This is a genomic window from Pantoea cypripedii, from assembly GCF_002095535.1.
Taxonomy (GTDB): Bacteria; Pseudomonadota; Gammaproteobacteria; order Enterobacterales; family Enterobacteriaceae; genus Pantoea; species Pantoea cypripedii.
Genome location: NZ_MLJI01000002.1, coordinates 960,672 through 974,420 on the forward strand (window position 1 = coordinate 960,672; position 13,749 = coordinate 974,420).

A 13,749-nucleotide genomic window follows, 5' to 3' on the forward strand; every position below is an offset into this window, starting at 1 on the left:
ATCATCCTGTCAATACGGCTCTCGCTGTACGCTTACGGGTAACTCCACAGAAAGGAGACGGCATTCGCGCCAGGTGCGACCTGAACGGTGTCCCCGCCAAGCAGTATCCCTTCACCCTGTGCCCAGTGCAGCACGCAGCTGCCTGCGAAGTGCCCACCGAGATGCATAACAGTAACGTCAGCAGTCAGTTTAATGGCGTCGCCTTCCCAAGGCCTGATGTAGGGGCTGTCGCGCATGATCCACTGCTGATCGCTGGCGTGCAGGTAAACCGGGGCATCGAACTCAGCTGCCCATTCCTGCATGGTGGTATAGAAATGCGGATGTGATATGGCGATGGCTTTGAGCCCACCCAGTGTGGAAATTAACGTTTTCGTGGCGTCGTCGAGCGTGGCAATGCAATCCCACAGAATATTCCCTTCTGCTGTTCTCAGCAGGAATGCGCGTTGACCAATCGCGAATTCAGGCACGGTGGTGATGCTAAAGAGACTGGCTTCATGTTGTTGCCACTTATTGGTGTGTGAGGCAAGGAGGCCGGGTAAATCGATCCATTGTTGTCCGGTTGCAGGCACAAACTGCCGTGCATCTTCGCAGATTTTACACTGCCTCGGAGGCGTTCCGGCGGTCGCATAGGATGTTCCGCAGGCTTTGCATAAGGTGATCATTACGTCGTCCTCTCTGTCTCATCGGTATCCAATCAACATGGCATATCAGCGCACCAGGGTGTGCCGGTTAGTGCTGCTTTTTCGTCCGATGTTCGTTATCCACCTGACCAGAAAACCGACTTTATAAGGCGAGCGAAACGCTGAGGCGGGAAATATATGAGGGTATTGATATCGGATCTCGGGGCCGAAGTACCGAGATTACGCACAGACGGCTGTATGGATAACCAGTATACTATCAAAATTCTGCGATTCAATGTCATTTATTGAAAATTCCATCAGATCAAATGCATAGCAGAGTTTTCGTTAATAGCAGGTGAGCAGCATCCCAATCAAGGAGAAGGACATGTCGTACACGAAAGCCAGGAGAGGGAAAAAAGCCACCCCAACCCCGCATGACCTTGTATTTAAGCAGTTTCTGACGCATCCCGAGACCGCCCGGGATTTTATGCAGCTTCACCTTCCGGCAGAACTGAAGTCCGTCTGTGACTTCAAAACCCTTAAGCTGGAGTCAGGAAGTTTTGTTGAGGAAAACCTGCGTCCCTACTTTAGTGATGTCGTTTACAGCCTGAAGACCACAACCGGTAATGATGGCTATGTGCATGTGCTTATCGAGCATCAGTCTTCCCCGGATAAACATATGGCCTTCAGGCTTCTCCGCTACGCAGTCGCAGCCATGCAACGCCACCTGGACGCCGGGCATAAAAAGCTTCCGCTGGTGATACCGGTATTGTTTTACACCGGAAAGCGCAGCCCTTATCCGTATTCAACCCGCTGGCTGGATGAATTTAGCGATCCGGTGCTGGCAGATAACCTCTATAACAAGGGTTTCCCGCTGGTTGATGTCACCGTCATTCCTGATGCTGAAATCATGGGGCACCGCAGTATGGCGGCCCTGACTTTGATACAAAAACACATTCACCGGCGCGATCTGGCCGAGCTGCTGGATAATCTGGCTACGCTTTTGCAGACGGAGCCCATGACAGGACAGCAGTTTGTTTCGGTGATAAACTACGTTGCGCAGGCAGGCGAAACTTCAAACGCAGAAGCCTTTGTACGTAAACTGGCACAGCGAGTGCCGAACCACGAGGACGCACTGATGACTATCGCGGAACAGCTTAAACAGAAGGGCATCCAACTCGGTGAACAACGCGGAATCGAGAAAGGTAAACTTGAAGTCGCCCGTTATATGTTGCTGGACGGTATGGACCGCAGCACCGTCAAGAGAATGACCGGTCTGACCGAAGAACAGCTGTTGCAGATTAAGCACTAATCCATATCTTGCCTCACGTATCAGAAGGTACTAGCTAGCTAGACCGTCATTGCCATCTTCCCCGGCAGAATATTCCTGTCGGCTAATATCCAGCTTCGTTTGCAGGTGTGTATTCCGATGATTTCGATCGTTCTTCTCACGCTGTTTTTACTTCTTTAGTTTTTAACTTGTCTGATCGGTTTGCGCGACTTTTCGCATCGATTCACCCCTGAGTTCAACCCGATGCCCGTTATGCAGAAGTTGCTCCATCAGCGCAGCTGCAACTGTGGGATTGCCCACCAGTTTGTATGGAGTGACCCCGCGCCCGTAGACAAATCTGCCCTATATTTTGAGCATAGCAACTGTCTATAGCCACTCATTACGAAGCATGGTGATGATACAAAGGATCCCATGCTTCATTCTTCTTTAACATTGCATTCAGAATGGTCAATAGTTTTCTGATACAGGCAGTTAATGCGACCTTTTTAGGCTTTCCGGCAGCAACCAGCCGCTCGTAAAACTCTTTAATTACAGGATTGTGCCGGGTCCCTACCAGTGCTGACATATACAGGGCCGTACGGACTGAGGCTCGCCCTCCAAAGACCGTTCGTCGACCACGCATTGTTCCGGAATCTCGGTTAACCGGTGCAACTCCAATTAGAGCACTAATTTCACGACGTGACAGAGATCCAAGTTCTGGAACTTCTGCAAGTAGCACAGCAACAGTCGCCGCACCAACGCCTTTTACAGCGCTTAGCAGTTCAGACAGGTCTCTGAAATTTTTCGAGATATGGTCTGCCATTTCATCTTCAATGCGAGCTAATTCATCTTTCAGTGCCGTAATGATTAATCTGATGCTCCTGTGACTCATTGGATGCGATAGATGTAATCGGTTCCGTTCTGCCGTAAGCATGACTGTTAATTGACGGCGTCTGACAACCATGGCTGCCAGCAATTGTCTGTGAACATTAGGCAAGGGACGAATATATTTTTCCCGCTCGGGGTGCTGGTTAATAACCTCTGCCATCTGAAGCAGAACCTTGGCATCAATTCGATCAGTCTTAGCCAGATAACCCATCGCGCGAGCAAAATCTCGCGCCTGTCGGGGATTAATGATAACAACATCAAAACCTTCAGATTGGAGATAGCAAGTGGCTCCCGATTCAAGGCCGCCTGTTGCTTCCATCAGGATCAAGCGCGTGCAATTACGTTTTAACTCGCTGACAACTTTAGTAAAACCTTCTAGATCATTTGGCATTGTTGACTGATTAGTCATGCCGCTAAATGCAATATCCAGAGTGTTTTTCGAAACATCAATCCCGGCACAATGCTGATTGGTTCCACTCATCTATACCCCTCCTTGCAAATACGATTTGAGGTTCGGACAACTGTTCGGGCTTCAGATGGGCGGCTCAGCCTGTGCGTCAGTCGCTATGCTGCGGGCTTGAATAACCCCGTGAGGAATCGGACTACACAGGCTTTACCAAATCTAAGCTCGTTAATAGTAATCCGCTTTAGAGATACAAGGAGGAGTCTATGGGCACACCACGATTTACCCCTGAGTTTAAGGAAGAAGCTGTCCGCCAGATCACCGAGCGGGGCTATTCCGTCGCCGACGTTTCTGAACGCCTGGGCGTCTCACAGCATAGCCTCTACAAATGGGTTCGCTCCGTAAAACCTGATGCCAGCGGGCATCAGGCGCAGGACCGGCTGGATGCGCGAACGGAGATCCTCCGGCTGAAGGCGCAGCTCAGGCGTACTGAGGAAGAGCGCGATATCCTGAAAAAGGCGGCGCGGTACTTTGCAAGGGAGCCCGACTGAAGTACCGCTTCATTAACGATCACCGTGATATCTGGTCGATCACCATGATGTGTCGGGTTCTGAAGGTCCCCCGTGGCGCACGGGGAAGGCCTTCACTGATTGCTCCGAACCGGGTACAGCGGGAGTTCACGGTTGTGCGACCCAACCAGGTCTGGGTGACGGATATCACTTACATACGGACATGGCAGGGCTGGCTGTATCTTGCTGTGGTCATCGACCTGTTTGCCCGCAATGTGGTGGGCTGGTCAATGAAGCCGACACTGTCGCGCGAACTGGCGCTGGATGCGCTCCTGATGGCTGTCTGGCGGCGCAGGCCTACAGAGACAGTTATCGTGCATAGTGATAGTAATAATTCCGGTGTCAGTTTTCATCCTTGCGCTGTTTGCTGTCTGAGCAGATTGATGTGATTACTGATGCAGTGAAGAACTTCCCGCATCCTGACTCACACAGCGATCGACCTTTTGTGTCCTGCCCTGGACTCGTCGGTTGCCGGAAGCATCTTCATGCGAGGCATCTCCTCACCGGTACGCGTGACTCAAGAAGGGCCTGACGGCGTGTCTCTTTACTGTCCTGTCCGGGTTATCTGTCTGGAGATTCAATTATGTCGTCCTGACAGGTGACCAGCCATGAATGATGAAAATATTGATGCCACTGCTTCTGCCATTGTTGGTGGTGTAGATACGCATAAAGACCTGCACGTTGCTGCTGTAGTTAATCAACATAACAAAATCCTCGGTACGGAGTATTTCTCCACAACACGACAGGGCTACCGCCAGATGCTGGCATGGATGGCCACTTTTGGCTCAGTACAGCGAATTGGTGTTGAGTGCACAGGCACCTACGGCTCAGGACTACTGCGTTATTTACTCAAAGCCGGAGTAGAAGTGCTTGAGGTAACGACACCAGACCGCATGGAGCGACATAAGCGTGGTAAAAGCAACACGATTGATGCAGAGTGCGCTGCTCATGCCGCCTTCGCGAGAATACGGACAGTCACTCCAAAAACACGGGTTGGCATGATTGAGTCTCTGCGGGTGCTAAAAACCTGTCGAAAAACAGCGATATCAGCCCGTAGAGTCGCGCTCCAGATTATTCATTCCAATATTGTCTCTGCGCCAGATGAACTGCGTGAACAGCTCAGAAATATGACGCGCATGCAGCTTATCAGAACACTGGGATCCTGGAGGCCAGATGCCAGTGAATACCGCAATGTTACGAACGTTTATCGCATTGCATTAAAATCTCTGGCCCGACGCGATCTCGAGTTACATGACGAAATCGCTGATCTGGATGTCATGATTGCGGCAATTGTTGACGAGCTGGCGCCTGAGCTGATTAAACGTAATGCCATTGGATACGAAAGCGCTTCGCAGTTGCTGATCACTGCCGGAGACAATCCCCAACGACTACGATCAGAATCAGGTTTTGCAGCACTGTGTGGTGTCAGCCCAGTTCCTGTCTCCTCTGGGAAAACGAACCGTTACCGACTTAACCGGGGCGGAGATCGTGCTGCGAATAGTGCTCTTCACATCATCGCCATCGGTCGATTACGAACTGATGAAAAAACCAGGAAGTATGTAGACAGGCGAGTAGCTGAAGGACATACAAAAATGGAAGCAATACGCTGCCTGAAGCGTTATATCTCACGCGAAGTTTATACATTACTGCGTAATCAAAACAGGCAGGTCAGCAGCATCCCGATAACGGCTTGACTCTTAGAAGGGCGTCCAGGGCAGTCAGTACGGCAGCGATGACTGGCGGCGGTTCTGCCAGGCCAATAACCTGTCACCGAGCATGAGCCGTCGTGGCAACTGCTGGGATAATGCGGTGGCAGAGTCGTTCTTCAGCTCGCTGAAAAAAGAGCGCATCAGAAAGCGGATATACAAAACCCGGGACATGGCCCGGGCTGATATCTTTGATTATATCGAAGTGTTCTACAACCGGACCCGGCGCCACAGCCACCTGGGAGGCGTCAGTCCGGAGGCCTTCGAAAAGGCCTCACCGTGAGGACAGCGAATGTCTACGGGAGCAGGGTCACTCCAAGCGGCTTAGGTTCGGCTCAGTGAAGTGGGGTCAGTTCATTTGAGGCGAGGAGCAGTCAATGATGCAGCATATACTTCAGCATCAGGCTGATTTGCTGCTGCAGCATTGCTCTGCCGTAATGGGTGGGAAATCCCAGTTTCTCTGCTTGTTGCAGCAACAAGGTTCGCTCAGGGGAGATGATGATATCGCAGATTAAAGCTGGGGGTGTCAGTTTCTCCAGTGAGAAGGGTATCAGGTCTGAGTCTCCCATCCCTGCTGATGTCGCATTGATCGCAATATCGTGATGTTCTGGTGTTTCCGTACCAATCGAAATGTTCAATCCGTGATACTGGCTTTGCAGAACCTGCCGCAGTCCCTCTGCTTTAGCACGGGTGCGATTGTAAAGCGTTATGCTGGTCACGCCATTGTATGCCAGTGCGTGGGCAATGGCGCAGGCAGCGCCTCCGGCTCCGGCCAGATAGATACTTTTACCCTGAACCTGATAACCTGCCACCAATAGGCTACTCACAAATCCTTCCCCATCCAGCATGGTGCCGCTTAGGCTGCCATCGGTTTCTCGCCTGATAACATTGCAGGCTCCTATCGCTTTTGCCTGTTCCGAGACGTGGCCTAGGCTGGCCATTACGGCCTGTTTATGAGGCATGGTGACAATGACTCCACGGAAGTTATGCCATGCTTGCAACCCGGTTAAAAACTCCGTTAAGCCCTCGCGGGTGACATGGAATGGTATCATCAGGGTGTCGGCTATCTGATGACGTCTGATTTCAGCGTTCATCATCAGAGGCGCTTGAACCTGATGGACAGGATCGCCCAGAATGCCTAATACAATCAACCGACCGTCGACCTGCTCCAGTATATCCAAAAGTTTTTACCTCATCGCTGAGTGTGGATTGGGTGTGATATCAGTTATACCGAAAAACATCCTGCAGCTACCAATAAGGCTTTTGACTGCCATGATGGACATGTAGCATGCCCTGCCAGACATCGCAGGGAAATATCCGCTTTATTTACGTGTGCAATTGCTGGCACTGAGCTCACGCCAACCGCCTTATTGACCATTGGTTCTGGGTTCTTACTAGCCTATGTTCAAATATCTCTGGTTTTGCCAGATTTTGCCGTTGTGTGAAACTTTAGTGCATAGCATTGAATATTCGGTACGGTAATGGTAAGCCGGGATAGTGTCAGAGTCATCGCCATTATCACAGTCACCCGCCTTCACTTCCACGGTTATGTCTTTGCTGAGTGATTTTGAAAAACCTTTCTCATCAAGAAACGTCCACAGTTTGTGATGGTCGGCAGCATCACTACCACGGCTGGAGATGACGCAGATATAGATAGCCCGTTGCGAGAGACTTGGCGAATCACCGATTGTATTATCTGTCCTTTCCTCCATTCCTGTTCCTTGATGGTGTCATCAAAATCGAAAGCGAGGATAAAAAAGGGCTCTGCTCGTCCGGCATCCAGGCGCTGTTTGATTTTTTCGGTAATTATCTCGTTAACGTGTTCGATGGTTTTACCAAAATCCGCTTCTGTAACCGGAGCAGCGTGTTCATATACGCCATCAATTTCGTCACCGCCCGCCGTATCAACTCTGGTGTTCATACTCGACATTCTGAGACGATTATTGGCGCAAATTTCTTCGATAAGATTCGTCAGTTGGGCAATCTGTTCGTCGGTTGCAATGTTTGAGGTGGATGCATGGCTTGTTGCGGGTCCTTTAATTCCATCTATCGGCATAATAAAGCTTCCTGTCTTTAGTGACCTGTTGTCCGGATAAAAAACGGGTGATGGTTCTCCTGAGGTGTGAACCAGGTTATCACTCCCGATAATTGAATGCTGTGATCTGATCCGGCGTCGGATACAAGATGCTTCATAATTACAACATACTTTAAGTCAACAGATTAACATGCCAAAACCCAACATCTGCGCCGTAAGCGATTCTTTATGAAAATATCTGACAAATCAGATGTTTTCAGAATTAAACGGCATCATTGGCATGACGTGAGAAATTGCCGGTTGTTAACCCGCCATTGAAGTTAAGGCCTGATTGTTCGCAACAACCTGATCCTGGATCAAAAGTGGGAATGGTTATCATTTATATAATCATCACTCCTTGTTACTAAGCTGGCTGATGATATGCAGATTAAAACCAACCGCGTTTATCGGATTGCAGGCTATAAAAGTCCGATTAATCCTGCCTGGCGGCAAAAGCTACTGGCGATGGGCATGATCCCCGGAGCGCTTATTGAAGTTATCCGCGTGGCCCCGATGGGCGATCCGGTGCAAATCCGCACGCGGCGCATCAGCCTGGCAGTACGGCAGCAGGATCTTGCGGCCATCCTTCTTGAGGAAATGACCGCATGAAGAAGTTAATCATTGGTTTGATCGGCAACCCGAATACCGGCAAGACCACCTTATTTAACCAGCTTACCGGGGCACGGCAGCGGGTAGGTAACTGGGCGGGGGTGACGGTCGAACGCAAAGAAGGGCAGTTTTTTACCGCAGCTTCGGATGTGCATTTGATTGATTTACCGGGCACGCGCTCGCTCACCACCATTTCGGCGGATACCTCGATAGATGAAAGTATTGCCTGCCAGTACCTGTTTAACGACCAGGCCGATCTGGTGATCAATGTCGTGGATGCATCGAACCTGGAAAGTAACCTGTTTCTGACAGTGCAACTGCTGGAATTAGGTGTTCCCTGCATTATCGCGCTGAATATGCAGGATATTGCCGCCAGCCAGAATATCAGCATCGATATTGATGCGCTTTCCCGTCGACTGGGATGTCCGGTGGTATCCCTGACGTCAACGCGCGGCGAAGGGATCGCCAGGCTCAAAGAAACTATCGACCATCACCACCACCAGGCACCGGTGAAATGGGTAGCGTATCCGGCCGGGATTGAAACCATGATCACCCGCCTGCGTGCCATGATATCGTCTGCTATCCCGGCACAAAAGCAGTACTGGCTGGCATTGCAGCTGCTGGAAGGGGATCTCAACAGTCAGAAAATCTGTCCGGAGGTGGTGCAACATCTGCCGGAGATAAGCAAAGAAGCCGGCGGCGATCCGGGTATGGTGATTGCCGATTACCGTTTTCGCGCGATTACCGATCTCTGTTCCACCGTCAGCAATATCCACCAGTCAACGCCGGGCCACCTCACCGGCATGATCGATAAGGTGGTGCTTAACCGCTGGGCGGGGATCCCGATATTCCTCGGGGTGATGTATCTGATGTTTGTGCTGTCGATCAATATTGGCGCGGCACTGCAACCGGTGTTTGATAGTGGCTCGGTCGCTGTGTTTATCCACGGTACGCAATGGCTCGGCTACACCTTCCATTTCCCCGACTGGTTAACGGTATTTCTGGCGCAGGGGATTGGTGCGGGTATCAATACGGTGCTGCCGATTATTCCCCAGATTGGCCTGATGTATCTTTTCCTGTCTTTTCTGGAAGATTCCGGTTACATGGCGCGCGCGGCTTTCGTGATGGACCGCCTGATGCAGGCATTGGGGTTACCGGGTAAATCGTTTGTGCCACTGATTGTCGGCTTTGGCTGCAATGTGCCGTCGGTGATGGGGGCGCGTACGCTGGATACGCCGCGCGAACGCCTGATTACGGTCTTGATCGCTCCTTTTATGTCCTGTGGTGCGCGTCTGGCCATCTTCGCCGTATTTGCTGCGGCATTTTTTGGTGCCCACAGTGCCAGCCTGGTGTTCTCGTTGTACGTGCTCGGCATCGCCGTGGCAATCATCACCGGGTTGATCCTGAAACATACGTTACTGCGTGGTGAAGCCTCACCTTTCATTATGGAGCTGCCGGTTTACCATCGTCCGCACCTGAAGAGCCTGCTGATTCAGACCTGGCAACGCCTGAAGATGTTCATTATCCGCGCGGGCCGGGTGATTATTCTTGTCAGTATGATTATCGGGGTGCTGAGCAGCTTCTCGTTTAACGGCAATACAGTGAATAACATCAATGACTCTGCGCTGGCAGCGACCAGCAAAGTGATTACGCCGATTCTGCAACCCATTGGGGTCACGGATGATAACTGGCAGGCCACGGTGGGGCTGGTGACGGGCATCATGGCAAAAGAGGTGGTGGTAGGGACCTTAAACAGCCTGTACACCGGTGAAGATGTGCAAAGTGGTGGGTTCAACCCTGAGGAATTTAATCTGCTCACGGAACTGACAGGATCGCTAACCGCCACCTGGGAAGGGCTGAAAGCCGCAGTGAGTCTGGGGGCGTTAGCCAACCCGATTGAAGCCAGCAAAGGGGATGGTGAGATGGCTGCCGGACAGATGGGGGTGATGAGTGCGAAATTTGGCAGCGTTTTTGCCGCCTACAGCTACCTGATATTCGTGCTGTTGTATGTGCCCTGTGTCTCGGTCATGGGGGCGATAGCGCGTGAAGCGGGCAGAAACTGGATGCTGTTCTCTTTCTTCTGGGGTCTGAATGTGGCGTTTTCCATCGCAACCCTGTTTTATCAGAGCGTGACCTTTAGTGCGCATCCGGCCTATAGCGCAATCTGCCTGTTCAGTGTCGTGATCGTGAATGTGTTGCTTATTGCGTTACTGCGTAAATGGGGTAAACGCATCAAAGAGCACCGTCTCAATATTCCGGTAGCGGAAAATGGTACGGGGTGTGCTGGCTGCAAAGGCTGTTGCAATAGTTAACATTCAGGCGCAACACCTGTCAGAGATAGAATGACGGCAGGTGTTGCCAGAGGCAGGTTAGGTGTGTGTGATTCATTGACATCGTTTCACTATATGGACGGAATAGACAAAAGTGGATTGTTGGTGATGGGTGATATTTGCGAACAGAAGAGTCAGATTTTCATCTACCTTACAGTTTAAAGATGTATTATTCGGGTAAGTGTTTGAATACAGAATGTTAAGGAGCGAAAGTTATGCGACCATCGATTGCTCTCAACATGCAGCGTGGTGCTGTACTGGCAACGGTAAACCGCTATCGTACCGCTAATCCTCGGGTTTTTGGTTCTGTACTGCATGGGACTGATAAAGATGGCAGCGACCTTGATCTGCTAGTCGATGCGCTTCCGGGAGCCACCTTGCTGGACTTAGGTGATTTGGAAGATGAACTGAAATCACTTCTGGGTATAGAAGTCGATTTACTGACGCCGGGTGACTTACCACCGAAATTTCGGGCGAAAGTTCTGGCTGAGGCCCGCCCTATATGAGTGAGAACCGTTTACCTGATTATATTGAGCATATCCAGCAAGCAGCGTCAGATGCTATCAGCTTTGTTGAAGGCTTAACAAAGGACGATTTTCTGGTGGATAAATGAAGCCAGCAAGCAGTCATTATGAGTCTTATTATCGTCGGAGAGGCTTCCACCAAGGTCATGGATGGCTATGTGGATTTCACCCAAAAGCACTCGGAAATTCCATGGCGTAGTATGCGCAATCGCATGGCTCATGGGTATTTTGACATAAACCTTGATGTGGTGTGGGACACCGTGAGGGAATGGTTGCCAACGTTGTTGCGTCAACTGCCAATAGTGCTTGAGGATGCTGAAAATGGAGATGCTGGTTCCTTAGAATAATGTTTTGATCCCATCATTCGATTGTGCAACCAATTTATTTACGCCTAAATAGTGATGTTCCCATCGCAATAAACAGGGCCCCGACAAGATGGATGCGGCAAACTTGCAGGGGCAATAACGGAATATTTATAGATACTTTGTCAGCAGCGCCTCAAGACTATTTTGGTCAATGGCAAACAGGCGGATGCCTTCGGCAAGTTTTTCGACTGCCATCGCATCCTGATTGTGCGCCCAGTAAAACTCCGCTTCGCTGATGGCAGCGGGTCTGGACTGAATCTCGCCGTCGTAGTCCAGCGGGGCAGGAACAGCCGCTTCGCTTTGTTGTAGCTGCGCCAGTAGATTGGGAGAAACCGTCAGGCGATCGCAGCCGTTCAGCGCCAGCACCTGTTGCGGGGTGCGGAAGCTGGCTCCCATCACCACCGTCTGGTAGCCATGCCTTTTGTAGAAATGGTATATAGTGCGTACTGACTCAACCCCAGGATCGTTGTCGACGGTAAAGACGGTGTCCGGTTGGTTCTTTTTGTACCAGTCATAGATACGTCCGACAAAAGGCGAGATCAGGAAAACGCCAGCATCGGCACAGGCCCGGGCCTGTGCGAAGGAGAACAGCAGCGTCAGATTACAATTGATGCCTTCTGTTTCCAGCACTTCGGCGGCACGAATTCCCTGCCAGGTGGCAGCCAGCTTGATCAGAACACGGTCTTTGGTGACACCTCTTTCTTCATAGAGGGCGATCAGTTCCCGCGCTTTATGAATGCTGGCTTCGGTGTCAAAAGAGAGCCGTGCATCAACTTCGGTTGAAATACGTCCCGGCACGCTTTGCAGGATCAGCGCACCAATGCTGACAGCCAGATAATCGGCGATCGCTGAGGGGAGAACCTCTTTGCCAGCCTGGCGCGTCTTTACCGCCGCAACCGCATCTTTAATCAGCGGTTGGTATTGCGGCAGCTGCGCTGCTTTATAAATTAATGACGGGTTGGTGGTGGCATCTTCGGGTTGATAAGCCAGAATGCTGTCAATATCCCCACTGTCAGCGACAATAATGGTCCGCTGCTTTAATTGCTCAAGCTGGTTCACCATCTTTACCTCGGTAATGTGTTTAGCCGGATAACCAGGAGCATCCTGCTCCCGGTTATTCATTGCATCAAAAGATTATTTTGCGTGAGCAACACGCGAGGTCAGACCCGGCATATTGAAGCATTCCGCTTCATTCTGGATCATGTCCTTAATTTTGTTCACCACATAACGCTCAGGCTCCACACCAAAGGAACGCAAATTGGCGAACAGGGTTTTCATCTCTTTCACGACATCCGGTTTTTCGTAATTATAATGGCCGCTAAGTTCAAGAATTTCTTTCAGCAATGCTGGCTCATTAAAAATCTGTTCTTCTGACTTATTTTTATACTCATCGGTCATCCATTTCTCCCATTTGTGGCTCAGCACGCACTCACGGGTCAGCACATTTTTAAGATTAGAAGCGGACTGAATAAAACCTTTGGCCGCCAGGTCTTTTTCCACTTCGGCCAGTTTGAGGTAGGCGCGGGTTTCGATGGTGCCATACGCCGGGGCGACGTTCATCGCGGTGATGCCCAGACCCGGGTGTTTCAGCAGGATGTCATCCGGCAGGTAGTCGCCGTTATGCTCTTTTAAACCCACACCGTAGCGGGTACTGATCGCCGAGAGTTCAGCTGATTGTGTATCGTTGAAATGTCCGACATTCTTTGTCAGGCGCGTCAACGTACCGGTCTGGCCGACGATAAATAACGGTTGCGGTAAGTCTGCGGCCAGCAGACGTTTGTTGAGTTCAACAATAAAGCCTTCATACGCGCTGATATCGGTCAGGCCGCCATTGGTTTCTTCGGTGCCGACTTCATAGAAGAACTCTTTCAGGTTATTCGCCTTACGGTATTCTTCACAGAAGCGAATCAGTTCCACGGTGCGGCTCAGCACCAGTTCGATATCAATCACTTTGCCGACGACATACGGATCTTTGGTCGGGTCAATGTGCAACAGGTCGAAACCGGCATCCATATCAATCTGATAGGAGCGGCGCGCCAGTTCCATGGCTTCTGCTTCCGGAATATGGTCTTTACGTTCTTTGTCACGCTGCCAGGGGCCACCGTGGTCACGACAGAGGAAATAGTCGCCATCGAAACCGACTTTTTCTGCCATCGCTTTTAAATCTGCCGCAAAGCGGAACTGATCCCAGTTATTGACGTAACCCGCACCAAATTCATCGGCATCAACCTGATTACGGCTGGCAATAAACATCAAAGGCAGATCTTTTTCTTTACCCAGTTCAAAGCACGCCTGAATAAGCGCAGGTGACATGGGGCCGATACCCAACATGGTTGATTTTCCACCGTTAACAATATAATCGACGTACTGTTTCATGGTATTTTTCATAAT

At 50.7% G+C, this 13,749-nt stretch carries 10 protein-coding genes and 4 pseudogenes; 8 read left to right on the forward strand and 6 right to left on the reverse strand.

Annotation, left to right across the window (positions count from 1 at the left end):
• Positions 1–35: 35 nt before the first annotated feature.
• Positions 36–662 (reverse strand): annotated as a pseudogene (locus HA50_RS25710) (MBL fold metallo-hydrolase); the annotation flags it as partial.
• Positions 663–1,005: 343 nt separating this feature from the next.
• On the opposite strand from HA50_RS25710, the gene HA50_RS25715 reads away from it, so the two are divergent.
• Positions 1,006–1,932, forward strand: a complete 927-nt coding sequence (locus HA50_RS25715; protein WP_084879620.1) for an Rpn family recombination-promoting nuclease/putative transposase — start codon at positions 1,006–1,008, stop codon at positions 1,930–1,932.
• 358 nt (positions 1,933–2,290) lie between these two features.
• Here the strand turns inward: HA50_RS25715 and HA50_RS25720 are convergent, their stop codons facing one another.
• Positions 2,291–3,259, reverse strand: a complete 969-nt coding sequence (locus HA50_RS25720; RefSeq protein ID WP_084879621.1) for an IS110 family RNA-guided transposase — start codon at positions 3,257–3,259, stop codon at positions 2,291–2,293.
• A 188-nt stretch (positions 3,260–3,447) separates the two neighbouring features.
• Between HA50_RS25720 and HA50_RS25725 the strand changes: the two are divergent.
• The 3 genes and pseudogenes from HA50_RS25725 to HA50_RS25735 all read left to right on the forward strand — a co-directional run.
• Positions 3,448–4,085: pseudogene (locus tag HA50_RS25725) on the forward strand (DDE-type integrase/transposase/recombinase); the annotation flags it as partial.
• A gap of 273 nt (positions 4,086–4,358) precedes the next feature.
• On the forward strand, positions 4,359–5,444 hold the full coding sequence (locus HA50_RS25730; RefSeq protein ID WP_084879622.1) for an IS110 family RNA-guided transposase: 1,086 nt from the start codon (positions 4,359–4,361) through the stop codon (positions 5,442–5,444).
• Positions 5,445–5,460: 16 nt separating this feature from the next.
• Positions 5,461–5,739 (forward strand): annotated as a pseudogene (locus HA50_RS25735) (IS3 family transposase); the annotation flags it as partial.
• 91 nt (positions 5,740–5,830) lie between these two features.
• Here HA50_RS25735 and HA50_RS25740 read toward each other — a convergent pair.
• Positions 5,831–6,637: a shikimate dehydrogenase family protein gene (locus tag HA50_RS25740; RefSeq protein WP_084879623.1), complete on the reverse strand. Its 807-nt coding sequence runs from the start codon at positions 6,635–6,637 to the stop codon at positions 5,831–5,833.
• 365 nt (positions 6,638–7,002) lie between these two features.
• Positions 7,003–7,512, reverse strand: a complete 510-nt coding sequence (locus HA50_RS25745; RefSeq protein ID WP_084879624.1) for a hypothetical protein — start codon at positions 7,510–7,512, stop codon at positions 7,003–7,005.
• A gap of 399 nt (positions 7,513–7,911) precedes the next feature.
• Between HA50_RS25745 and feoA the strand changes: the two genes are divergently transcribed.
• From feoA to HA50_RS25765, 4 genes and pseudogenes are all read left to right on the forward strand, one after another.
• Entirely contained in the window at positions 7,912–8,139 is a 228-nt protein-coding gene (gene feoA / locus HA50_RS25750) for a ferrous iron transporter A (RefSeq protein WP_084879625.1), read from the forward strand.
• Entirely contained in the window at positions 8,136–10,451 is a 2,316-nt protein-coding gene (gene feoB / locus HA50_RS25755) for a Fe(2+) transporter permease subunit FeoB (RefSeq protein ID WP_084879626.1), read from the forward strand. The genes feoA and feoB overlap by 4 nt, the downstream gene beginning before the upstream one ends.
• 233 nt (positions 10,452–10,684) lie before the next feature.
• Positions 10,685–10,975, forward strand: coding sequence for a nucleotidyltransferase family protein (locus HA50_RS25760; RefSeq protein WP_084879627.1), 291 nt, complete (start codon positions 10,685–10,687; stop codon positions 10,973–10,975).
• Positions 10,972–11,340: pseudogene (locus HA50_RS25765) on the forward strand (HepT-like ribonuclease domain-containing protein). The gene HA50_RS25760 and the pseudogene HA50_RS25765 overlap by 4 nt, the downstream one beginning before the upstream one ends.
• A 126-nt stretch (positions 11,341–11,466) precedes the next feature.
• Here HA50_RS25765 and tal read toward each other — a convergent pair.
• Positions 11,467–12,417 (reverse strand): transaldolase, encoded by a 951-nt coding sequence (gene tal / locus HA50_RS25770; protein WP_084880253.1) that lies wholly within the window; start codon positions 12,415–12,417, stop codon positions 11,467–11,469.
• Positions 12,418–12,492: 75 nt separating this feature from the next.
• Entirely contained in the window at positions 12,493–13,746 is a 1,254-nt protein-coding gene (locus HA50_RS25775) for a class II D-tagatose-bisphosphate aldolase non-catalytic subunit (RefSeq protein ID WP_084879628.1), read from the reverse strand.
• Between the last annotated feature and the right edge of the window lie 3 nt (positions 13,747–13,749).

Bases quoted from the DNA above. Each gene is read 5' to 3' on its own strand.
- HA50_RS25715 (WP_084879620.1), top strand. From the start codon at position 1,006: ATGTCGTACACGAAAGCCAGGAGAGGGAAAAAAGCCACCCCAACCCCG.
- HA50_RS25720 (WP_084879621.1), bottom strand. From the start codon at position 3,259: ATGAGTGGAACCAATCAGCATTGTGCCGGGATTGATGTTTCGAAAAAC.
- HA50_RS25730 (WP_084879622.1), top strand. From the start codon at position 4,359: ATGAATGATGAAAATATTGATGCCACTGCTTCTGCCATTGTTGGTGGT.
- HA50_RS25745 (WP_084879624.1), bottom strand. From the start codon at position 7,512: ATGCCGATAGATGGAATTAAAGGACCCGCAACAAGCCATGCATCCACC.
- feoA (WP_084879625.1), top strand. From the start codon at position 7,912: ATGCAGATTAAAACCAACCGCGTTTATCGGATTGCAGGCTATAAAAGT.
- feoB (WP_084879626.1), top strand. From the start codon at position 8,136: ATGAAGAAGTTAATCATTGGTTTGATCGGCAACCCGAATACCGGCAAG.
- HA50_RS25760 (WP_084879627.1), top strand. From the start codon at position 10,685: ATGCGACCATCGATTGCTCTCAACATGCAGCGTGGTGCTGTACTGGCA.
- HA50_RS25775 (WP_084879628.1), bottom strand. From the start codon at position 13,746: ATGAAAAATACCATGAAACAGTACGTCGATTATATTGTTAACGGTGGA.